This is a genomic window from Ureibacillus sp. 179-F W5.1 NHS (genome assembly GCF_045369345.1).
GTDB classification, from domain to species: Bacteria; Bacillota; Bacilli; order Bacillales_A; family Planococcaceae; genus Ureibacillus; species Ureibacillus halotolerans.
The window spans coordinates 32,677-54,836 of the sequence record NZ_JBIQFG010000021.1 but is presented as its reverse complement, the minus strand read 5'-3'; the positions used below and the strand labels follow the sequence as shown (position 1 = coordinate 54,836).

General features: G+C 33.9%; 23 protein-coding genes, 2 riboswitches and 1 other annotated feature. Of the genes, 5 read left to right on the top strand and 18 right to left on the bottom strand.

Annotated elements, in window-relative coordinates; all coding sequences use genetic code 11:
- Positions 1–396 precede the first annotated feature (396 nt).
- The 12 genes from proS to ACH0B5_RS10775 form a co-directional block, all read right to left on the bottom strand.
- On the bottom strand, positions 397–1,833 hold the full coding sequence (gene proS / locus ACH0B5_RS10830; protein ID WP_122970612.1) for a proline--tRNA ligase: 1,437 nt from the start codon (positions 1,831–1,833) through the stop codon (positions 397–399).
- A 114-nt stretch (positions 1,834–1,947) separates the two neighbouring features.
- Positions 1,948–2,171 (bottom strand) — a binding site (T-box leader).
- Between the two features lie 87 nt (positions 2,172–2,258).
- A complete protein-coding gene (locus ACH0B5_RS10825) occupies positions 2,259–3,023 on the bottom strand; it encodes a hypothetical protein (protein ID WP_406927809.1) in 765 nt (254 codons plus the stop codon).
- A gap of 89 nt (positions 3,024–3,112) precedes the next feature.
- The gene (locus ACH0B5_RS10820; RefSeq protein WP_122970610.1) at positions 3,113–3,931 is read right to left on the bottom strand and encodes an MBL fold metallo-hydrolase; all 819 of its coding nucleotides are present in this window, start codon (positions 3,929–3,931) and stop codon (positions 3,113–3,115) included.
- A gap of 286 nt (positions 3,932–4,217) precedes the next feature.
- A complete protein-coding gene (gene thiE / locus ACH0B5_RS10815; protein ID WP_122970609.1) occupies positions 4,218–4,847 on the bottom strand; it encodes a thiamine phosphate synthase in 630 nt (209 codons plus the stop codon).
- On the bottom strand, positions 4,837–5,661 hold the full coding sequence (gene thiD, locus ACH0B5_RS10810; RefSeq protein ID WP_341362135.1) for a bifunctional hydroxymethylpyrimidine kinase/phosphomethylpyrimidine kinase: 825 nt from the start codon (positions 5,659–5,661) through the stop codon (positions 4,837–4,839). The genes thiE and thiD overlap by 11 nt, the downstream gene beginning before the upstream one ends.
- Positions 5,646–6,410 (bottom strand): hydroxyethylthiazole kinase, encoded by a 765-nt coding sequence (thiM, locus tag ACH0B5_RS10805; RefSeq protein WP_122970607.1) that lies wholly within the window; start codon positions 6,408–6,410, stop codon positions 5,646–5,648. Before thiM ends, thiD begins: the two co-directional genes overlap by 16 nt.
- Positions 6,411–6,527: 117 nt before the next feature.
- Positions 6,528–6,627: riboswitch (TPP riboswitch) on the bottom strand.
- A gap of 95 nt (positions 6,628–6,722) precedes the next feature.
- Positions 6,723–7,259 (bottom strand): GNAT family N-acetyltransferase, encoded by a 537-nt coding sequence (locus tag ACH0B5_RS10800; RefSeq protein ID WP_122970606.1) that lies wholly within the window; start codon positions 7,257–7,259, stop codon positions 6,723–6,725.
- A gap of 83 nt (positions 7,260–7,342) precedes the next feature.
- Positions 7,343–8,245 carry an NAD(P)/FAD-dependent oxidoreductase gene (locus tag ACH0B5_RS10795; protein WP_341362136.1) on the bottom strand — a complete coding sequence of 301 codons (903 nt, stop codon included), beginning with the start codon at positions 8,243–8,245 and terminating at the stop codon, positions 7,343–7,345.
- Positions 8,246–8,399: 154 nt separating this feature from the next.
- On the bottom strand, positions 8,400–9,017 hold the full coding sequence (locus tag ACH0B5_RS10790) for a nitroreductase family protein (RefSeq protein WP_122970604.1): 618 nt from the start codon (positions 9,015–9,017) through the stop codon (positions 8,400–8,402).
- Positions 9,018–9,110: 93 nt separating this feature from the next.
- Positions 9,111–9,545, bottom strand: coding sequence for a MarR family transcriptional regulator (locus ACH0B5_RS10785; RefSeq protein WP_122970603.1), 435 nt, complete (start codon positions 9,543–9,545; stop codon positions 9,111–9,113).
- Positions 9,546–9,817: 272 nt separating this feature from the next.
- Positions 9,818–10,474 (bottom strand): potassium channel family protein, encoded by a 657-nt coding sequence (locus tag ACH0B5_RS10780; RefSeq protein ID WP_122970602.1) that lies wholly within the window; start codon positions 10,472–10,474, stop codon positions 9,818–9,820.
- A 17-nt stretch (positions 10,475–10,491) separates the two neighbouring features.
- Entirely contained in the window at positions 10,492–11,829 is a 1,338-nt protein-coding gene (locus ACH0B5_RS10775; RefSeq protein ID WP_122970601.1) for a TrkH family potassium uptake protein, read from the bottom strand.
- A gap of 172 nt (positions 11,830–12,001) precedes the next feature.
- A riboswitch (cyclic di-AMP (ydaO/yuaA leader) is annotated at positions 12,002–12,140 on the bottom strand.
- Positions 12,141–12,313: 173 nt separating this feature from the next.
- Between ACH0B5_RS10775 and ACH0B5_RS10770 the strand changes: the two genes are divergently transcribed.
- On the top strand, positions 12,314–12,913 hold the full coding sequence (locus tag ACH0B5_RS10770) for a YitT family protein (protein ID WP_341362137.1): 600 nt from the start codon (positions 12,314–12,316) through the stop codon (positions 12,911–12,913).
- Positions 12,914–12,958: 45 nt separating this feature from the next.
- Here the strand turns inward: ACH0B5_RS10770 and ACH0B5_RS10765 are convergent, their stop codons facing one another.
- The gene (locus tag ACH0B5_RS10765) at positions 12,959–13,162 is read right to left on the bottom strand and encodes a hypothetical protein (RefSeq protein ID WP_341362138.1); all 204 of its coding nucleotides are present in this window, start codon (positions 13,160–13,162) and stop codon (positions 12,959–12,961) included.
- Positions 13,163–13,265: 103 nt separating this feature from the next.
- A complete protein-coding gene (locus ACH0B5_RS10760) occupies positions 13,266–15,218 on the bottom strand; it encodes a GTP-binding protein (RefSeq protein WP_406927808.1) in 1,953 nt (650 codons plus the stop codon).
- 191 nt (positions 15,219–15,409) lie between these two features.
- Between ACH0B5_RS10760 and ACH0B5_RS10755 the strand changes: the two genes are divergently transcribed.
- Entirely contained in the window at positions 15,410–15,865 is a 456-nt protein-coding gene (locus ACH0B5_RS10755; protein ID WP_406927807.1) for a GNAT family N-acetyltransferase, read from the top strand.
- 38 nt (positions 15,866–15,903) lie between these two features.
- On the opposite strand, the gene scpC is transcribed toward ACH0B5_RS10755, so the two are convergent.
- The 3 genes from scpC to ACH0B5_RS10740 form a co-directional block, all read right to left on the bottom strand.
- A complete protein-coding gene (gene scpC, locus ACH0B5_RS10750; RefSeq protein WP_406927806.1) occupies positions 15,904–17,412 on the bottom strand; it encodes a succinyl-CoA:acetate CoA-transferase ScpC in 1,509 nt (502 codons plus the stop codon).
- Between the two features lie 187 nt (positions 17,413–17,599).
- Positions 17,600–18,256 (bottom strand): ribonuclease H family protein, encoded by a 657-nt coding sequence (locus ACH0B5_RS10745; protein ID WP_122970595.1) that lies wholly within the window; start codon positions 18,254–18,256, stop codon positions 17,600–17,602.
- A gap of 128 nt (positions 18,257–18,384) precedes the next feature.
- Entirely contained in the window at positions 18,385–19,122 is a 738-nt protein-coding gene (locus tag ACH0B5_RS10740) for a hypothetical protein (protein ID WP_122970594.1), read from the bottom strand.
- Positions 19,123–19,286: 164 nt separating this feature from the next.
- Between ACH0B5_RS10740 and ACH0B5_RS10735 the strand changes: the two genes are divergently transcribed.
- Positions 19,287–20,114: an EcsC family protein gene (locus tag ACH0B5_RS10735; RefSeq protein WP_122970593.1), complete on the top strand. Its 828-nt coding sequence runs from the start codon at positions 19,287–19,289 to the stop codon at positions 20,112–20,114.
- Positions 20,115–20,182: 68 nt separating this feature from the next.
- Here the strand turns inward: ACH0B5_RS10735 and purU are convergent, their stop codons facing one another.
- A complete protein-coding gene (gene purU, locus ACH0B5_RS10730; RefSeq protein ID WP_406927805.1) occupies positions 20,183–21,082 on the bottom strand; it encodes a formyltetrahydrofolate deformylase in 900 nt (299 codons plus the stop codon).
- Positions 21,083–21,210: 128 nt separating this feature from the next.
- Between purU and ACH0B5_RS10725 the strand changes: the two genes are divergently transcribed.
- Positions 21,211–21,429 (top strand): hypothetical protein, encoded by a 219-nt coding sequence (locus ACH0B5_RS10725; protein WP_122970591.1) that lies wholly within the window; start codon positions 21,211–21,213, stop codon positions 21,427–21,429.
- 154 nt (positions 21,430–21,583) lie between these two features.
- Positions 21,584–22,147: an anthranilate synthase component II gene (locus tag ACH0B5_RS10720; protein WP_341362141.1), complete on the top strand. Its 564-nt coding sequence runs from the start codon at positions 21,584–21,586 to the stop codon at positions 22,145–22,147.
- Positions 22,148–22,160: the final 13 nt, after the last annotated feature.

The window sequence follows — 22,160 nt, the reverse complement described above, 5'->3', positions numbered from 1 at the left end:
AAACACCTCCACGTTGGATTTATAGGTTTAATACCCGTTTTTCAACGAAAGGTGTTTTTATTTGTCTCATTTTTTTAAGTCAGTGCGTGGCCCAATTTTAATAATTGGGTCTTTTTTATTTTAAAACTACTGAGTGCAAAAACTAGCAAACAAGTATGATATTTATTAAAAGAACCAAACTGAATAATGATTCGAACAATTAATCATTGATACTATTTTTCATTTTTTCCTAACAAGGGAGCTGATTTAATGTCACATACTAAGTTAGAATCTTTCTTACTTTCTCTACTTTATAGTCTGTGCTAAATCGTATGAAATAGTGTTCGAATCATCTAAATAATAAAATCCACCTAAAAATTCTCTTCATGGAGGATTTTTAGGTGGATTGTCATTTAATTAATAAGCTCGGCCAAACCAAACTGTATGTTTCGCTTCTTTACCACAGTTAATACATGTATGTTTTTCAGTTGGTGGATTAAACGGTATGTTACGAGTTGTAAATTTCGTTTGTTCTTTTACATTAGATTCACAAGCATCGTCACCACACCATCCTGCTAAAATCCAACCTGGAATCGTTCCGTTTTTCTCAGAATCAGATAAATGTTGCTGTAATTGCTCTAAAGAATCAATGTGAGTATGAGAATTCGCATCGCGGAATGCTTTTGCTTTGTCATAAAGTCTTGTTTGCATCACTTTCAACTCTTTTTCAATTGCTTCGACAACAGAGTTTAAATCTACAGTTTGTTTATCGGATTCATCACGCATTTTTAATAATACTTGATTATTTTCTAAATCACGAGGACCTAGTTCAATACGTGCTGGTACCCCTTTTAATTCCCATTCATTAAATTTATATCCTGGTGATTGATCAGAATCATCAAGACGGACACGAATACCCTTTGCTTTAAGTGCTGCGAAGATTTCATCTAATTTCTCGATAATAGCTGGGTTCTTCTTCCATGGACCTACTGGAATTAATACAACTTGTGTTGGAGCAATTGTTGGCGGTAGGACTAAACCTTGCTCGTCACCGTGTACCATAATGACTGAACCAATTAAACGAGTAGACGTACCCCATGATGTCGTATGCACATGAACATGTTTATTTTCTTTATTTAAATATTTAATATCAAAGGCTTCAGCAAATTTTGTCCCTAAATAGTGTGAAGTACCAGCTTGTACTGCTTTACCATCTTTCATCATTGCTTCGATCGAATACGTATCAACAGCCCCCGCGAAACGTTCAGATGGCGTTTTTTGTCCATCATATACAGGAATCGCTAAAAAGTTTTCAACAACTTCTTTATAAATGTTTAACATTTGCATCGTTTCTTTACGAGCGTCTTCTTCATCCACGTGAGCTGTGTGCCCTTCTTGCCATAAAAACTCAGAAGTACGGATGAAAGGAAGAGTTTTCTTTTCCCAACGGAAGACGTTCGCCCATTGGTTAATTAAAACTGGTAAATCACGGTAACTTTTAATCCAATCAGAATAAAGGTGGCCAATCATTGTTTCAGAAGTCGGACGAAGAGCTAATCGTTCTTCTAATTTTTCTCCTGCTGCTTCTGTTACCCATGGAAGTTCTGGCGAAAATCCTTCAATGTGATCCTTCTCTTTTTGGAAGAAAGATTCTGGAATTAACATTGGGAAATAGGCATTACGGTGACCTGTTTCTTTAAAACGACGGTCCATTTCCGATTGAATATGTTCCCATAGTTCATAACCGTCTGGTTTAAATGCAATACAGCCACGAACGGGTGTATAGTCCATTAAATCTGCTTTTTGAATTGTGTCAATATACCATTTAGAAAAATCATTCGTTTGTTGTGACATTGTTATTTCCTCCTAAAACTTTTTACAATTTTCATTTTCCCTATCTAGCGCTACAATTTATGGTTCCGACTCGTTCGTATTTTTTGAACAATAAAAAGCACAAAGAGTCCTAATCAAAAGGACGTCTTTGTGCTGAATAGACGTGGTACCACCTTAGTTCGGTAAAAAGAAAAAATTCTCCCTTCTACCCTCTACGCGTTTGTAACGATAACGACTCGGCAAGCTTTAACTCGCATCTCCGTGATAGGTTTCAATAAGAAGCGGTGATATAGCTCTCAGCAAATGCTATATTTTCTGTTTCACAATTCTTATTTACTTGGTCACTTCATTGATTCCATATTTCTTATACTGTATCAAATAAAAGAAATTAATTCAATCTAAGTGTAATATTTTCTAAAAAAATGAATAATGAAAAAAGAGAAAAGTTATTTTTTGAAAAATGTTACTGAATTTTGTAATACTTTCTCAATTTTTTCTTCTAAATCGTTTGTACGTTCAAATAAAATAGACCGCAGATGATCAATTTGTCGCATAACTTTTTCGATTAATCCTTCATTATTATCAACCCGATCTAAAACATCTTTTTGAGCTTCTTCGATAAAGGTCATTTGATGAACTAACTGTTGATTATGTTCACTATGGGCTTGAATTTGTTCTTCCAACTTTTCTTTTGTCATGGCAACTGTTTCTAAACGGGTAATTAACGCTTCGTTTATAGCTGAGTAATCTTTTAAAATCGTAACAATCTCTTTATATTCATCATTTAAAACATCAATTCGACTTACAATTTCTTTTTGAGAATAATTGATCGCATTTACTTGATCAAATAGATCCTGATGGATATGTTGTTCCTGAAGGATTGATTCGTTTAATGTACGATGTTGATTTTCAATATTTTCCAATCGAATGTCGACTTGTTGATCCAATGTTTTTTGATGATGCTGGAATTCCCTTAGTTCATCTAATCGTCCATTTAATTTTCTCAATTGATTTGTTTGATGCTCATTCCAATCATTTTGAGAATAGTGTATTTGATTTAAGGAAAATTGTAAGTTTCGAGTTGCATTCACTTGTTGTTCAATTAACTCGGATAAGTAATCTCGCTTAAATTCCACTTGATTCGGCTCTACTAAATGATTCGACTGACTAAACACTCTTGGGTGTTCTTTATTATTAATATACAATCCCATTTGAGGACACCCCCTTTTGCTCGCCTCACCTAGTTTATGCGGCAATTGTCTAGAGGGTTCAATGATGGATTGTTCACTTCATTACTATGCTAGGTTGCTTCAACTTGCAATTCTTTTTTAATTAATTGATAGTTTTCTTCATGGCTTTTAATTTGTTCTTCTTTATATTTATAACCTTGTATTAAAAAACGATGATCTCTGTTTTCTTTAATGGCATTTCGTAATTCCTGGATATAACGATAAGAAGTTATTTTTCGGAAAATGACTTCCTCTTTAATATTTGTTGGATCACCATGTCCCGGTACTAGAAGGTGAAAAGAATGATTGTCTAAAATTTTATTGGTTTTTCGTAATGTTTCTTCATACTTTTCACTATTAAAATAAATGAAGGGAAATTCAACATTTGACAAATAGTCCCCAGCAATCCATACACCTAAAGGTTCTACTACAATAAAAATCCCATCATTTGTATGACCTTCTGCCATATAAAAGGTAAATTTCGTTTCACCTACTTCTAATACTTGTCCATCAAAGGTTACTGGGATATTAACAGGAGGATAAAGAATAGGATAATCTCGATCTAAATAATATTGATCATCAAACTGTCTAATTTGATGAAGTATCGCTTCTTTATCCTGTCGATTTTCGAAACGCTCACTTGCAATAACAATTCCGTCTTGAAAAGCACCGTAACCAACAATATGATCCCAATCGGAATGGGTAAAAATTAAATAGATAGGGCGATTTCCTCTAATCTCTTCTACATATTCTTTTATTTCATTTACTTCGATAGGGAGCAAATTTGGATCCACAATAATGATACAATCATTGGTTCGGATAACAAGGGATGTCGTTTTGTAAATTAAACTTTGAAAAACAGTTACATTGTTTGATTGATATGCTATCAATAAGTATCACCCCTATAGTAAATCTATCATTATTACTAATAAAAGAAGTGCACGCATCATAGGAAAATGATGGTACACTTTTTATTTATGCTATTATATTGTATTCTACTACTATTTTGTGAAATGTTCTTTAATTATACTAGAACATTACTAGATTTTTTCCATACTCGGAAAATCGTAGTCATTGGTATTTGATAGACTTTATATGTCTATACCTCTTAATATGCTATATTTTCTCAACATCCTTTCTCCTCCATTACTAATCAACGGAGGATTTCTATTGATTTTAGTAATTTTTAGTTTTAAATCTATTAACAGTCTCTCTTCGGTTTGAACTTTGACAAATAGCGGAGATAACTGCTACTCCGTCTGCACCAGCTTGAAGAACTTCGTTAGAATTTTCCGTTGTGATGCCACCTATCGCGACTATTGGATAATTCGGATACTTGTTACGTATTTCCTTTATAAAACTTACACCAGTAGGAGGTTCTGCATCTGGTTTTGAAGTTGTCTTGAAAATAGGTCCAATTCCAACATAATCCGCTCCATTTAATACGGCTTTTGACATTTCCTCTTCATTATGGACGGAAACACCAATTATTTTTCCTTTAAATTGTTCACGAATGTTTACTAACGCCATATCTTTTTGTCCCACATGGATACCGTCTGCCTGTAATTTCAAGGCTAGCTCCACATCATCGTTCACTATAAATGGCACATGATAATGGTTGCATAAACGTTGACATGCTCTAGCAAACTCTACATATTCCTCCCCTTTTAATGCACGAGGACCTTTTTCCCTAAATTGAAACATTGTAATTCCTGCCTGCAAAGCATCTTCTAATACGTTTAAAGGCTCCTCTTTACAGTTTTCCGTTCCCATTATAAAATAAACTGCTAAATCACTACGATTCATCTACAATCACCTCATATTGGCCTTTCCTTTGTTGATAAGCAAAATGGTTGGTAGGTCCATGCCCGTGTCCGATATTTAACGGATTTTCAATCGCTAATTGAACAAATTTTTTCGCTTCAATCATTGCTTCCTTAAGGGATAATCCTCTCCCTAAAAAGGAAGTAATGGCTGCCGAAAAAGTACATCCTGTTCCATGGGTATGTTTTGTATGAATTCTTTTACTTATCATGGAAAAAGATGTTCCGTCGGCTAAATAAACTTTATCTGTTGCTGTATTTAGCTCCTTCGAATGACCGCCTTTCATTACAACACACTGCACTCCATATTGCAGCATTGTATGGGCTGCCTTTGTCATATGATCCTCGTTTTCTATTTTAATGCCGCTTATTACTTCTGCTTCAGGAATATTGGGTGTTAACACAGTAGCGATGGGCAACAAAGTATTCTTTAATGCATCTACCGCTTCTTTTTGTAGTAGACTTTCTCCACCTTTGGCAATCATCACAGGATCAATTACAAGTTGAACGTCTTTCTGTTGTAAGTAATTGGCGATGACTTCAATAATTTCAGCTGAAAAAAGCATCCCTGTTTTGACCGCTTTTACATGAAAGTCAGAAAAAACGGAAGTTAATTGTTGAAGTACGAAATCAGGTGAAGTAGGAAAAATCCCTTGTACACCTAATGTATTTTGAGCAGTAAGGGCCGTAATAACGGTTGTACCAAATACTTTTAGTTCTTGAAAGGTTTTTAAATCTGCTTGTATACCTGCTCCACCACCACTATCTGCACCTGCAATTGTCATGACAACGTCCATTGTTTACCACCTCTAGATAATAAATGAATACTGTTTATGATTTCTTCTTGAAATGTACCGAGTAGAAGGTGGTCACTCGCCAACTCCGCTACACGTTTATAATCCATGAATAACTCACATAAATTGGATAATGGGTTCCCTTCAAGGGTTAAAGCTGCAGCGCTTAACGCACTTAGTAGACATCCAGTACCAGTAACTTGGGTCATTAATTCATGTCCACCAACTGTCCAATATTCTAGATAGCCATCTGTTAGAAAATCCTTTGATCCTGTAACAGCAACAAGACAGTTATATTTTATTGCAACTTGTTTTGCTACAGTTGGTAGATCCATGTCCCCGTTACCACTATCCACCCCTCTACCTTGCCATTCTACCTCTGCGATGGTTGCTAATTCGCCCATATTACAGCGTATTAGTTGAACGTTTACTTTTTCTAGAATATCTTTAATCGCTCGTTGTCGATATTTTGTAGCTCCAACACCGACGGGATCTAGTACAACTGGGATGTTTAACTCATTTGCTTTTTTTCCAGCAATCATCATAGATTCTAACGTTCGAACATTTACGGTTCCTAAATTAATTAATAAGCCATTTGCTATAGAAACCATTTCTTCTACTTCTTCCATTTCATCTGCCATTACTGGTGATGCGCCTGTAGCTAATAATCCGTTTGCTGTAAAATTAGCTACAACATAGTTTGTAATACAATGAACTAATGGATTTTTTTTTCGAATACTCGACAACGTCATATTACTTTCACCTCGGTATTTTTTTCGATTCCTTTGTATAGCTAATTTTTATAAATAAAAACGCCCTTTTGTTCAAAGACAAAAGAGCGTTTAAATTCCAAGATATCATTATGTATTCTCGAAAAAATCTTTGCTCCCTACGTCAGTCTTAACTGTCAGGTTCAAAGGGTCAGGTTTTAACCTTCTCAACGCAAATTGCGTCCCCCTGCAAGAGTATTTGATTGATTTCATATTAACATAAAACTAGTTTTCTACAAGTTAAATTAGGAACAAGAATTAAATAATGAACTAAGTCCTATAAAAAATTTTAGATTAAAAAGGTATTTCGTTAAGTTTTATAGGAGTTATTTGATCCTTTTCCCAATCTTCACGGATGAAAGCATAGCATAACGAGTCGTAAATCGTACCATTATCATTTTCCCATGCATTTCTGAAATAACCTTCTTTCACAAACCGACAATTATAGAGAGTTTTTCTCATCGCCAAATTATCCCATCGTGTATGAGCCTCAATTCGAATTTTTTTATCCGGTAAAGAAAAAAGATATTGAACAATCCAATCGACAGCTTGTGTCCCATACCCTTTTCCCCTTACCGTTTTATCTAACCGAATATCAAACAATGGTATCGTATCATTTATATCATCGATTACAATGAGACCAATTTTTTTATCTCCCTTTAAAATCCAAAATGTTTCTCGATTATGAAAATAACAGCCATTATGATAATTTTCAATGATTTGTTCTTTTGATGGATTGGGAATTGAATGGAATTCCCATGTATTTTTTGTCATAAAAGAAACTAAATCATCTAGTTCGTTTTCAAATTTCTTAAAACGAATATTATTCATTGGTATCACCCCTATCTTCTACATTCGACAAAAAGGGAATATTTTCCTTGTTTAAAATGATATTAAGAATTGAATCCCATTCATTAAAATCTTTCTTCGGACAAATCTTGATTAATAGACAGTGCCACTTTATAACCGTCTGCAGCAGAATTAATTAGTGAAGATGGGCTTATTCTCTTTAATTCACCTGCAATATAAACATTTTGACAAGACGTACGACCAAGTCCATCCGTTATAACCTCGCCGTGTTCGTTTATGTCACAATTGAATTGTACTAGAAAAGGATTCGGACGATAAAAGGTTGGTACAACAAAACCACCTGAACAGTTGACTTTTTCTCCAGATGCTAATTCGACTTGTTCAATATAGCCACGATCTCCGATTAAATTTCTAATAGGTTCCATTTTTACTAGTATGTTTCTTTTTTCTAGTTCACGAATTCCTCTTTTTGAAAATTCTCCACCGTTGGATAATACAACGAAATCCTTGGACCAATTATAGAGTAATTTCGCCATATGGAGGGCATGTTCTTCCATTTCTGCAATAATAATGAGCTGCTTATCCCTTAATTCCCAACCATCACAATAGGGACAATTAAATAAACTTTTACCATAATAATCCCTAATACTCGGTATAGAAAAATGTTCTTGGATTCCGGTTGCAAGTAAAAGTTTGTCGGAAATAAACTCCTGCCCATCTTTTGTTTTGGCAATAAATTGACCATTTTGATTCTTCGAAAGTTCTTGAACAGTCGTTTTGAAATAATGAACGGATGGATAGCGGGTTATCTCCCTCATTCCGATTTCTTTAAATTCCGCTGGTTTGATGCCATCACGGGTAAGAAAACCGTTGGATTGATTTGCTACTCGATTCCGATTTGTTCCATCATCAAAAAGAGCAATTTTTCTTCTAGCCCTACCTAAAGTCAAGCTCGCACTTAATCCCGCTGGACCTGCCCCTACAACTACACAATCAAATACATTCACTACTCTTCGATCCTTTACAAATTAATATTTATTATGTTTGCTTTTCAAATTCTTTCATTTCCTTATTTCAACATAAAAATAGCGTTGACCTTTTCGATCAACGCTAAACAAACTTTTAGTTGTATTTTATAAACTAAGTCTATCCAATATTTTATTAAATAAATTTTGTAATTTGTTCAAGTGGCAGACGGGATGAACCATAAGCAGGAGCAGCTGCTTCACCAATAGCAATTAGGATAATAGGTACTTCATTTTTTGGTAAGTTGAATTTTTCCGCAAATTTCGCTTTATCAAAACCACCCATCGGTACCGTATCATACCCCATTTCTTTAGCTAACAGCATAATTTGCATTGAAACTAAACCAGCATCGAAATGAACAATATTTTTAATAATATCTTCTGGTAAACTACCATACATCGAAAGGGAATTTTTTATCATTAAATCCGCTAATTCTCTTGGCATATAACCTTTTTCATAATTGGTATTATAAATTTGTTCTGAGTTTTTGTACATTTCCAAATCACCAAGAACGGCAATAATCGCTGAAGATGTTTCAACTTGTTCTTGGTCATTTGCAATTGGGCGCAACTCTTTTTTCACTTGTTGATCATCAATTACAATGAAACGCCATGGTTGCATATTACTTGAAGATGGAGCTGAAATGGCATTTTCTAATAAAGCTTGTAATTTTTCGCGTGGGATCACGACATCCTCTTTATATTTACGAACGGATTTTCTTTCATGCATGATTTGTTGAATTGTGTTTGGCATTTTTATACCCCTTTCAATATGTCAATATCATTTTTAATAGGAATTGTTTGTTCAATGGGATTAGCTGTATCATTTATCATGACTATTAAAAATCTAACCAGTTTGTTTTCCGGAATTAACCATTAGTTTTTTTAACATCATTTGTAGCTGTTGTTTTTCCTTCGTTGTAAAGTCGTGAAATAATTCATCGAAAAATTGTGTTTTATTTGAATCACAGTTTTCCAAAATAGCCATGCCATTATTTGTTATTTCTACTATCACTTCTCGATTATTTTGTTTGTTTCGATTTCGATAGACCAAATTTTTCTCTTCAAGAATTTTTAAATGTCTTGTAATTGCAGCTTGATCTATCTTCAACTTCTTCTGTAATTCGATTTGTGAAAGTTGTCCACTATTCAATAAGGTATACAATATTTCATATCGAGTTAGACTAATCCCTGTACACTTTTCAAAGTTTTGTGTAACTTGTCTATCAATATTTTTGAACATAAACATCATATTTTTTACATCTTCGCAAGATTGATCCATTTCATTCCTCCTTATCAATTGATTAATCAATCATTGACTAGTCAATTATAATATAAATAATCTATTAATCAAGTTTTTTGTTTTAGTGAATTACTATATTTAGTATCAAACTTTTCTTTTCAAAATATACTTCATTTTTTTATCCAAATAATAGATTCTTTTCCTTCTAACAATTTGGCTTTTAATGTAAATTATATTTAAAAATAACATAAAAAAGCCCATACAATTTAGATTTTTTTCTAACTTGTATGGGGAGAAAATTAGGAATTTTTTTATTCTAAGTTGGAGAATTTCGCTAAATCCTTTCGATTTCCGATCGTTACTAAAATATCTTCTATTTGAAGTAATTCATCAGGAGAAGGTGAAACAATAATCTCACCGTCTCTTAAAATAGCAATAACACTCACATTATATTTTGCCCGAATATCCAATTCTCTTAAATTTTTCCCAGCCATTCTAGAAGGAATCATAATTTCTTCTATATTATAATCCTTAGAAAGTTCAATATAGTTTAACATGTTTGGTGAAAGAAGTTGATTTGCCACTCTTTCTCCCATATCCCTTTCAGGATAAATAATCCAACTCGTACCAATTGCCTCTAAAACTTGACCGTGACGTTTACCTACCGCTTTTGCAATAATCTTTTTCATACCAAGGTTCTTCAAAAGCATGACGGTTAGAATGCTTGCTTGAATATCGTCCCCAATTGCGACAATAACACAGTCAAAGTTTGTAATTCCAATAGATGTTAGTGCTTTTTCATCTGTAGAATCGGCGATTAATCCGTGGGTAATATAAGGTTCTGCATCTTCTACTCTTACTTCATCTAAATCAATACCTAGTACTTCTTGACCTGCTTCATGCAATTTTCTAGCAATACTCGTACCAAAACGGCCTAATCCAATTACGGCATATTGTTTTCTACTCATTTTTTTACTCTCCTTTGTTACCCAATCATAATATTTCCTTTTGGATGATGATAAGCCTCTTGTTTACGTTTTTTTGTTAAAGCAAAACCGATCGTTAATGGTCCTAATCTTCCTGCAAACATTGTTAAAATAATTAAAATACGGCCAACTGATGAAAGTTCCGGCGTTAACCCCATAGAAAGGCCTACTGTTCCAAAGGCGGAAGTTGCTTCAAATAAATACATAATAAACACATGACCTTTGTCTGTAATGCTTAATAAAAAAGTGACGAGCACAACAATGATCATGCCACACATGGCAACTGTAAAAGCTTTTAATATGTTTTCAATCACAATGCGACGTTTAAATAAAGTAACATCTTCTTTACCCTTTAATTGTGAAATGGCAGTTGCAATTAAAACGGTAAAAGTTGAAACTTTAATTCCTCCAGCCGTAGAACCAGAACCTCCTCCGATGAACATAAGAATAATCGTTAAAAACAAAGTAGCATGAGTTAAATCTCCCATAGACAATGTATTCGCACCAGCCGTTCTTGGAGTCACACTATGGAACAAAGCACCTAACGTTTTTCCAGTTGTTGATAAAGGACCTAATGTTTTTTCATTACTAAATTCGAAAAGGAAAATTAAAATCGCTGCCCCTACGATTAAAGTAAATGTTGTCGTTAAAACAACCTTTGTATGAACAGATAATGTTTTCGTTTCGCGATATTCATATAATTCATTAATAACAATAAACCCTAGTCCACCTATTATGATAAGGCTACAGATTGTAATGACGACAAAGGGATCATCTACATAGTCAGTTAAACTTTTAAATTGCCCCATTAAATCGAAACCTGCATTGTTAAAAATGGAAATAGAATGAAAGAAGCCGAAATAAATCGCTTTTGAAATTGGCATATCAAGGGAGAAGCGAATGGCCAATATAACTGCTCCAATAAATTCTGTTACCAACGTAAAAATCAATATTCTTTTGACTAATTTCACCATTCCTGCTGTTGATGTAGCATTAAATGCTTCTTTTAATAACAATCTTTCTTTTAAAGAAATTTTTTTCCCAAGTAAAGTAAATAAAAATGTGGCAAAAGTCATAAATCCTAAACCGCCAATTTGTATAAGAAATAGAATGACAAGTTCACCAAAAACGGAAAATGTATCTCCCGTATCTACTACAACAAGTCCCGTCACACAGGCAGCAGACGTAGCGGTAAAAAGGGCATCTAAAAAAGGTAAACTCTCTCCTGTTTCCGTTGCGATTGGAAGATTTAATAATAAAGCACCGAATAAAATTAAAATAACGAAACCTAGTACTAGAACCTTTGAAGGGTTTAGATTGTCTTTAAAGTTTTTCATTTTCGTTTCCTCACTTTGAATGTTTCTTACCTTAAATAATTATCTCTTTTGCCTGAGGGAAATAATCCTTTTAATCTAAATGTTCTCGTTTTTGACATCAAAAAAAGACCGATTTAAACAAGCTCCTTTGTATAAAAACAAAAAATACTTGAATAAGGCGGTCTGTTCCTATGACCTCCTTCGCTTTAGCCGACGAAGTTAGCTGACGGGTAGGATGGCGAAAGAGTGATCTCATCCCTTCTGCAATGGCAGAATTAACCCCAAAATAATGGGTCCTCCGTTCTCTATATGAGATTAGGCCGATAATATGAAACTTTGAAATACGGGATTATTCTACTCCTCCATTTGAGATTTGTAAATATAAAAATAAAAAATTAAAACTGTGTATCATCTTATATAAAAATTCATAGTTTGATAGGGGTATCACTTACATTTGCTCACTAATTTTTATTAATATTATTCTTAATACATAAGGAGAACTTACTTGAAATCTACAAATTCGTTTAAATTTTATGTATTAGATCTCCTCTTTAAAATACCTTGGATTATTATAGGGGCACTCATGGCAGCCATTAGCCTGGAGGTAATTCTTATTCCTAATGGATTAATTGATGGAGGTATTACCGGTATATCCATGATGCTATCTGAAATGATGGGATTTTCATTAAGCTTTTTACTGTTTTTATTAAATATCCCCTTTGTTTTATTAGGCTATAACTATTTAGGGAAACGCTTTGCCTTTTCTACTTCATTAGGCATCATTTCATTAACCGTTTCTACGGGTTTACTGGAAATATTTCCACCTTTCCTTAATGGTAATCCCATTTTATTAATTTTTATTGGAGGTATTTTACTTGGATTAGGTATTGGGATTGTTTTACGTAATGGCGGAGCATTAGATGGGACAGACGTACTTGCTTTACTTATTTCCAGTAAAACATCCTATTCTGTTGGTGAATCTATTCTTATTATCAATTTTTTTATCTTTCTTTTTGCTCTTATATTGTTTGGTTGGAAAGGGGCATTAATTTCTATCATTACATATTTTATTGCAACAACTATCGTAGATATGGTCCGGACGTGAAAAAAGTAACAAAGAGCAATTGCATATAATGCAATTGCCCTTATTTTAACTTAATGGTTCATCTTTCATTCGTTCTATTGCGTGTTTACGACGTTCATTTTTTTCTTGAAGGTGTTCAAGCTCTTCTTCACCAGCAAATTCCATACTAATTTCAGCTTCGCGTATATTTTCTTCCGTATTACGAATCATTTCCTCTTTACTTACAAATTTTTTCGGTCTACCAGGAACTTGTTGTGGATTTTGTTTCATCCAAAAAACCTCCATTTGTTATTTCATTTTCAATTTAGTTTGGTATTCTTTCATTCATTTATACTCAAATTAAATCGATGAAACGAATAATCAAATGGTGATGTTATCCTTTTTTTAAGCAATGCATCGCTTTTTCCGCTTCATACCAAGGGACCGAATAACCTTTTCCTTTAGCACAAAAAATACTGGATGAGGAATACTCTGGATCCGCGTTTTTATCGTAACCTATTTGCTCGATAACCTCATCTGTATTATGCCAAAGATCATAACCAGCAAATTGCAAGGATAGTGAACCTTTCCCATTTGTATAGGTCGCAAAAGTTGTACTGTAATTCATGAAAGTGGATACAGGTACTTTTCCAATAATGGTAACTTGATCTTCATTAATTATTGGGGGATCGAATGTACCACTTCCTTGTTGAATATCTGTCATCATTCGCCCCATTAAATCAATGGAGGCTTTCATTTTAAAACGGTAGTAAGGCTCTAATAAAAGGTTGTCAGCTTTCTCCAATCCTTGGCGAAGGGCACGGAAAGTTGCTTCTCGAAAATCTCCACCATCTGTATGTTTTTGATGAGCTTTTCCCGTTAAAAGTGTAAAACAAATATCTGTAATGGGATATCCCGTTAGTAAACCGTGATGTTCCCGTTCAAATAAATGTTTTTCGATTAATCGTTGATGACCAACGGACAAATCGTCTGCGTGACACTCATTTTTAAATTGAATACCTGAACCTCGTGGAGCGGGTTCCATTTTTAAGTGGACTTCTGCATAATGTTTCAATGGTTCAAAATGTCCATAGCCAATGACTGGTTGTTGAATCGTTTCCATATATAAAATTTTTGGTTCTTCAAATTGAACTTGAATACCAAATCGGGATTCTATTACTTCTAATAATACTTCCAGTTGGATAACACCCATCACATGGACGTTTATATCTTGAAATTTTTCATTCCAAACAACTTTCAACGTTGGTTCTTCAGCTTCAAGAATTCGGAAGTAACTTAATATTTCTTTTATATGCTCACTACCTTCATACACAACTTTGGCCTGAAGGGTTGGTATAAGTTCATATTCGTCCTGATTCACTACACTATTGCCAATTACTTGTCCTATTTGAGCTCTTGAAATGCCTTTAATTGCAAAGATTTCACCAGCTTCTACCCTTTGAACTGTTTCAAAGCGATGTCCGTTGTAGAGACGGATTTCTGTTATTTTTTCAGTAACATCGTCAAAGGAAAATTCATCGCGAACCTGTAAAGTTCCTTGTAATGCTTTCAAGAATGTTAACCGTTGATTTTTTTCATCGTGACGAATTTTATATACTAATCCTTTAAAAGGATCATCCGTATGATATGAAGTTTTTGTTAATAATGCAAATTGCTCAAAAAATTCTTTAATTCCAATATCTTTCAGGGCTGAACCAGCCATACAAACAAAGGCTTGTCTATGCTGAATCATAGAACAAAAAATGCGGAAGCAATTTTCAAATTCTATTACTCCTTCCATATATTGTTCCAAAAGAGTTTCGTCTCTTTCTGCGAGCCATTCTATTACATCTTGAGAAATGTAATCTGATGTTACTTTTTCTGTTATCAATAAGACATCGTCAGTCAATTCTTTTTGAATCGAAGCCATGATCGCCTGTAAATCTGCCCCTTCCCTATCCATTTTATTAATAAAAAGAAAGGTTGGGATTTCATATTTTTTTAATAATTGCCAAACGGTTTCTGTATGACCTTCAATGCCATCCACCGCACTTATAATAAGGATGGCATAATCCATTACCCGGATGGCTCTCTCCATTTCAGGGGAAAAATCGACATGTCCGGGTGTATCAATTAATGTATAGGTATCATTGTTATAATGAATCCGTCCTTGTTCAGCAAAGATGGTGATGCCTCTTTTACGTTCAATGGAATGATTATCTAAAAAAGCATCTTGATGATCCACTCTACCTCTTTCTTTAATACTTAACGTATGGTAAAGGAGCTGCTCTGAAAAGGTTGTCTTTCCAGCATCTACATGGGCCAGTACTCCAATTGTTTTATACATAAAAATCCTCATTTCTCGTTGTTTCATTAATTTTATTGTAGCAAATTGTCAGCCTTTTATTAAATTCCTCTGTTTTAAGGGGAAAGTTGGATAAATTTACGAAGAACTTCAATTTTATTCTCATTTATTTCCAATAAATAGTAGTATAATTAAAATACGCTGTTTAATTGAAATAAAAAGGAGGAATTATATTGGAATTACATACAAAAAATTTAAAAATCCTACCTTGTACAAAACAATTTTTTTCGTCTGTTTCAACAAATTATCCATTAGGTCAACATATAAAAAACTATCTGGACGAACTGAATAAGGACCCCTCACTATTAGGATGGGGTGTTTGGTTTGTAATAGAGAAAGAAACAAATCAAATAGTTGGGGATATTGGGTTTAAAGGTAAACCAAATTTAGAAAATACGGTCGAAGTAGGTTATGGAATATTGCCTTCATTTCAAAATAAAGGTTATGCAACAGAAGCAGTGAGAGAACTACTAAATTGGGCATTTTCCAATTCAAATGTGACAAAGATTATCGCAGAGTGTATAGAGGATAATGATTCTTCCATTCGAGTATTAGAAAAGTTAAATATGGGAAAAGTTGGTTTGCAGAATCACATGATAAAATGGCAATTAGAAAAGTCGTCTGAATGAAAAAATGCGTGTTCAAAGTGGGAACACGCACTTATTTATTATGAAAGTTTCATTGAACCAGTTTTTGCAGCATTCACATGCCAAGAAAGCGCTTTTTCCAAATTATGTGGTGTTTGGGCATTTCCAGTTAATTCAACAGCTTCGTTATAATAATCCCACAACTGTTGTTTAAAGTCAGGATGTACACAGTTTTCAATAATTAATGGTACCCTTTCTTTTGGTGCTAATCCTCTTAAGTCTGCAACACCCTGTTCCGTTACAATGACATGAACATCATGTTCTGTATGATCATGATGGGCTACCATTGGAACGATTGAAGAAAGTTTACCACCTTTCGCATAAGACTTTGTTACAAAAATACTTAAACGAGAATTGCGAGTAAAATCACCTGAACCGCCTATTCCATTCATCATTTTCGTGCCGCCAACATGAGTTGAGTTAACGTTACCATAAATATCGACTTCAAGGGCTGCATTAATGGCGATTAATCCTAAGCGACGAATGACTTCAGGGTGATTTGATATTTCCTGTGGTCGAATGATAATTTTGTCAGCATACTTCTCAATATTTCCATAAACCTTTTTCTGTAATTCTTCGGATATCGTAATAGAAGTGCAAGATGCGAAGGAAACTTTTCCAGCATCGATTAAATTAAATACGGCATCTTGTAACACTTCGGAGAAAATAATCAAATCTTCGAACTCCGAAACTTTAAATCCTTCTAAAACCGCATTGGCAACAGAACCAACCCCCGATTGCAAAGGAGCTAATTTATTTGTTAAACGCCCTGCTTCAATTTCACTGCGAAGGAAGTTTATTAAATGATTAGCCATTTCCTGTGTTTCATCATCTGGATCAACAATTAAAGATGGAGCGTCTTGTTCGTTGGAAATGACAATAGCTTTTATTTTTTCCGGATTAATTTTAATGCCAATTTCACCTATACGATCTGTAGCACTTAAAAGTGGAATGGGTTGTCGTTTACCTTGTACTTCTGGAATATAAATATCATGAACACCAATTAATGATTTGGAATGGGCTAAGTTTAACTCAACAATAATATTATTTGCATATTGGGCGAAAATTGGAGAGTTCCCTACGGATGTTGTTGGAACGAGATAGCCGTCCTTTGTTATAGCGGTTGCTTCGATGATGGCATAGTCAATTGGTCCAATAATTCCTTGACGAACGAGTTCAGCATTATGGGAAAGATGTGCATCTACATATAACACTTCCCCTGTATTAATTAAATTTCGAATAGCTGCGTCGCCTTGATATGGTCCACGTTTACGTATTCCACCTGCTTCAGCTAAAATTTTATCTACTTCTGGACCAAGGGATGCCCCTGTATAAACATCTAGTTTCAAGTTTTCATTTTTTGCCCGTTCAGCTAAAGCTAAAGGCACTACTTTTGCATCTCCCGCCCGGGTAAAACCACTCATCCCGACTATATTGCCATCTTGGATAAACGATGCTGCCTCTTCTGCTGAAATTACTTTGTTTAATAAACTACTAATACCAATTCGTTTTTCAACTACTTGTTCCAAATATCTTTCCTCCTAATCTATTTGGTATAAAAATAATAGAACTTCTCACCTATTTTATTTATGCTAAGAACAAATAAAATAGAACAAAATTGTAGAAAAATACTAGAAAAAGAATAATATCATTAGTTTACATAATAATATTATGTATTAAAAAAGACTTGTTTTATTTAACAAGTCTTTTTACACTTTATTGCAATTCAATCTGGCCGGTAATATCTGTACCTTGTAAAGCTTGTGTGGCAAGTCGGTCGGCTTCGGTATTTAATTTTCGAGGAACGAGTTCAAATTCTGGCGTAATACCTAACTCATTTAATTTAATGTCAATTCGATCTGCCCAGCTAACTAATTCTTTCTCATAGGCTGGCCATTCCCCACTCATTTGATTAATGACTACTTGTGAATCCCCAATAAATTGTACTGTTTGATGATGAACATCTAATAAATCAAGTTCAACAATTGCTAAGTGCAATGCTGCATATTCAGCTTCATTATTCGAATTTAATCCCACAGCTGGAGCATTACGACGTAATCGATAGTTCTTTCCATTTTGTTCATAATAAATAACGATACCTAAACCAGCTTGACTTGTTTGAATATCATATCCACCATCAAAGTAAACACGAACGTTGTGTGGTTCTGTATCCATTTCTTGTATATATTTTTTTAATTCTTTAACCATCCATGTACTATCATGTTGGTCGATATACGTGATGGATTTCGCTCTACCTGTTTTCTCTAAATCCTCACCTATAGTTAAAGCATGGGCTACCGGCAATTCATCGGATCGAAAAACGGTTTCTACTCCATTATTTGTTTTATATGTCCATTCGATTGTAATTTTCATCGAAGTCCTCCTAATTTTATTCCAGTTACCTATTATTATGGTCAACTTATTACTTCTTTTACTATAGTAGTCGAATAATTAATGGACATTTATTTCTTCCTTTTTCAAAAACAATATCCTAAAAGTAATTAGTTTTCGTCATTCAATTTTTTCAACAACCAATAGTTGGCTTGATCAGCTATATATTTTTCGTATTTATTTTTACTATATAAGTAAACCGTTTTAAAGAGGGATTGAACATCTTTCCAAGTGAAAACTTCAATTCCTTTTAAATTAGAGAGGGTTTTTCTATGTGGTAGTAAACCTACTATTCCTTCTATAGAATCACGGTACTCTGTTGTCATACGATAACCATATGGACTATAATATTTATCCATTATGATTAAAGAAAAATAAAAATCTTTCTTCCTTGCATAATTTGTTCCGACATCAATATTTCGTAGTATTTGGTCTCTTTTTGAATGATGCGTAGTACTGAAACTAATGTCAGATTTATATTTTGCTTCTAAAAACCAAACGAATTCATCGGATTCAATAATAATATCAATTTCCGACAGCCCTTCTGGTAATGGGTAACTTTTTGGTGGTCTAATTCTTTTCCATAGTTGGATTTTTATCGAGTCCATTGAATAAGGGAAGTTCAAATGAAAAGAAGTTTGAAATAATGGTTTTATCCAAAGGGCTCGATCGATTTGATTAAACGTCCGAAATACATTCCATACTACTGCATCTTCAATATGTTGACTTCTTAATTGTTCCTGTTTTCTTTTTCGTAAAAGTTCCAATTGTGGATCATAGCGATCAATGATTAAAGAATCTCGAAAATGTTCCTGAAGATACACACCACTTACTGTTTGTTCAGCCATCCACTTCCCCCTTACTTCTCTCTAGCCTTAGTTTACCAAAATTCACCACTTAATTGTCAGATTTTTATAAAAAATGAATATTCATTTATTGTACATACTTTGAATGAAACATTTTAGTTAAAATTACGTAAAACAATAAAAGACAATAGATTGGGGAAATCACATTGGAATCGAAGGAACAATTGCAAACCTATTTAACAGAAATTGAAAAATGGGAAGAAGATCAAAAAGGATTATTCTTTTGGGAAAAACTTGGTCGTTTACCTTTTAAATTAATTGATAAGCTAACACCTAAATTTTTACAAGAGAAAATCGGCATTTTAGTAAATGAACTAGGAAGTTATATTCAAACAGGTGGTAAATATTTAATTAGTGAAAATGGAATGATTAAAAAGATAAAAAAATCTACTACTCATCCAATTGAAACAATTGATGATATAGCCAAAATGCCAATTCAGGACATGACTCAAATTAGTCACCAATTACAAAGTGAACGAAGCAAATTAGCGACTGTACAAGGTGCATCTACTGGATTTGGCGGAATTTTCACTTTAGTAATCGATATTCCATTAATTTTAGGAATGGCATTAAAAACGCTACAAGAAATCGCGATTATTCATGGGTATGATCCGAATGAGAAACAAGAGCGGGTCTTTATCGTAAAATGCTTACAATTTGCCTCAGCGGACATTGTTGGAAAAGAAGCGATTTTAAAGGAATTGGCAAATATGCATCATTCTAAAAATCAAGGGCCAGAGAGTATGATTAGCCAATTAAAAGGTTGGCAAGAAGTATTTTTCACCTATCGCGATCAGTTCGGATGGAAAAAGCTGCTACAAATGGTCCCCGTTGCAGGAATGATTTTTGGTGCTTTTGTCAATAAAGGGATGATAGAGGATGTTTCGGAGACGGGCATGATGCTCTATCGAAAAAGAAGAATAAATGAACGATTATATGAACTTGATCAGATCGAAAGTAGTTCAATGGAATAATATCCATCAGTTAAAAAGGATGTCCCATTTTTCAAAATAGGACATCCTTTATTTAATCTCTTAGCTATTTAGTGGAATACAATGGTTTTGTTATTCTCAACAATAATTCGATTTTGCAAATGCCATTTCACTGCTTTTGTTAAAACCCGACGTTCAATTTTTCGTCCGATTTTTTTTAATGTGGCACCATCATCCCGATGATCTACTCGTTCTACATCTTGTTCAATAATCGGTCCTTCATCTAAATCATTTGTTACATAATGGGAAGTTGCTCCAATTAATTTAACTCCTCTTTTATAAGCACGGTCATATGGATTTGCCCCGATAAATGCTGGTAAAAATGAATGATGAATATTAATAATACGGTTTTCAAAATAATCGACAAAATCAGGTGTTAATATTTGCATATAACGGGCCAAAATTAATAAATCCACATGATATTGTTCCATTAATGTGATTTGTTTTGCTTCCACTTCTTGACGGATATCTTTGTTTGCAGGTAAGTAATGGAATGGGATGCCATAAGACTCGACTATAGACCGGGCATCTTCATGATTACTAATAACTGCAACAATATCTGTTTCCAAATCGCCATTTTGCCATTCCCAAAGTAATTCCAATAAACAATGTAATTCCTTTGAAACAAAAATGGCAGAACGTTGTCGGCGATTTAAATAATAAAACTGATAGTTCATCTCGTACTCATTGGCGATTTGGGTAAATTCCTGTTCCATCATAGGTGATTTTTGTTGTAAATTTTCACAGTGAAATTCAATGCGGATAAAAAACGTTCCTTCTTCTGGATCACTTGAATATTGGCTTGATTCAATAATATTTGCTTCGTACTTAAATAAAAAAGTAGACAACACTGATACGATTCCAGGTTTATCTGGACACTTTACTAATAACCGCGCTTTATTCTCTAGATTTTGACTTATTTCATTTCTGTTCCCCTGCACTCCTTGCATTGCTTACACTCCTAGCCTTTCATAATTTTATTATTATCTATTATTTTCTGAAAATGAGCAACCATTACTGCTTTCATTACATAAACGAAAAGAAAATTCCCATAATAAAACTGAAAGGAGTTGAGATAATGACTAATAAAAAAGAATTTGATGATTATTCAAACTATGATGATCGTGGTTTATTAAATGAAAGTAGTGCAACTGCGAAAAGTTCTCAACCTAGTGCAAATAGCGCAAATAAACAACGGGAAGAATTCGGAGCAGAAAAAAATCCATTACTGAAAAAAATTAAAAATAACCCGATTATGAAAAAAGTTGAGCAATTATTCGATAACAACAAACAATAATTCGAACAATACCTCGAAAGAGCCTTCGAGGTATTTTCATTTAAAAAGATACTATACATACTCCTTAAACTTCATTTATAAAATTCTTCCCATTGATGTTCCACTTCTTCTATAATAAATGTCAGATCACTAACGAGAAATGGAGAAGTTTAATTTGATATTAGTTATCGATAACTACGATTCTTTTACATATAATTTAGTGCAATATATTCAAACGGTTGGACACGAAATAGTCGTCCGGCGAAACGATCAATTTTCAATAGAACAAATAAAACAGTTCGCTCCTGACTATATCGTTCTATCACCTGGTCCCGGGAATCCTAATACAGCGGGTATTTGCTTAGAACTTGTTAAAAAGTTTTATCGGGATATTCCCATTTTAGGAGTATGCCTTGGTCATCAAATTATTGCGCAAGCATTAGGTGGAACTGTAAAAAAAGCGAAAGTACCTATGCACGGAAAAACTTCTAAGATTGAACATGACGGACAATCTATTTTTTACAATCTCCCTTGTCCAACGGAAGTAGCACGCTATCATTCTCTTATTGTTGATGACGCTACATTGCCGGACTGTTTTGACATTACTGCCAAAACAACCGAAGGAGAAATAATGGCCATACGTCATAAAACTTACAAAGTAGAAGGTGTTCAATTTCATCCTGAAGCCATTTTAACGAACATGGGCTTAAAAATGGTTCAGAACTTCTTTATAAAATGAAAAGGACTTTATC

Coding starts and splice junctions, on each gene's coding strand:
- ACH0B5_RS10775 (WP_122970601.1), bottom strand. CDS start 11,829: ATGAAAAACTTTAAAGACAATCTAAACCCTTCAAAGGTTCTAGTACTA.
- ACH0B5_RS10780 (WP_122970602.1), bottom strand. CDS start 10,474: ATGAGTAGAAAACAATATGCCGTAATTGGATTAGGCCGTTTTGGTACG.
- ACH0B5_RS10765 (WP_341362138.1), bottom strand. CDS start 13,162: ATGAAACAAAATCCACAACAAGTTCCTGGTAGACCGAAAAAATTTGTA.
- ACH0B5_RS10825 (WP_406927809.1), bottom strand. CDS start 3,023: ATGGGATTGTATATTAATAATAAAGAACACCCAAGAGTGTTTAGTCAG.
- ACH0B5_RS10800 (WP_122970606.1), bottom strand. CDS start 7,259: ATGAATAATATTCGTTTTAAGAAATTTGAAAACGAACTAGATGATTTA.
- ACH0B5_RS10760 (WP_406927808.1), bottom strand. CDS start 15,218: ATGTATAAAACAATTGGAGTACTGGCCCATGTAGATGCTGGAAAGACA.
- ACH0B5_RS10790 (WP_122970604.1), bottom strand. CDS start 9,017: ATGCCAAACACAATTCAACAAATCATGCATGAAAGAAAATCCGTTCGT.
- ACH0B5_RS10725 (WP_122970591.1), top strand. CDS start 21,211: ATGACTAATAAAAAAGAATTTGATGATTATTCAAACTATGATGATCGT.
- thiM (WP_122970607.1), bottom strand. CDS start 6,410: ATGACGTTGTCGAGTATTCGAAAAAAAAATCCATTAGTTCATTGTATT.
- proS (WP_122970612.1), bottom strand. CDS start 1,833: ATGTCACAACAAACGAATGATTTTTCTAAATGGTATATTGACACAATT.
- ACH0B5_RS10785 (WP_122970603.1), bottom strand. CDS start 9,545: ATGGATCAATCTTGCGAAGATGTAAAAAATATGATGTTTATGTTCAAA.
- thiD (WP_341362135.1), bottom strand. CDS start 5,661: ATGGACGTTGTCATGACAATTGCAGGTGCAGATAGTGGTGGTGGAGCA.
- thiE (WP_122970609.1), bottom strand. CDS start 4,847: ATGAATCGTAGTGATTTAGCAGTTTATTTTATAATGGGAACGGAAAAC.
- ACH0B5_RS10740 (WP_122970594.1), bottom strand. CDS start 19,122: ATGGCTGAACAAACAGTAAGTGGTGTGTATCTTCAGGAACATTTTCGA.
- purU (WP_406927805.1), bottom strand. CDS start 21,082: ATGCAAGGAGTGCAGGGGAACAGAAATGAAATAAGTCAAAATCTAGAG.
- ACH0B5_RS10745 (WP_122970595.1), bottom strand. CDS start 18,256: ATGAAAATTACAATCGAATGGACATATAAAACAAATAATGGAGTAGAA.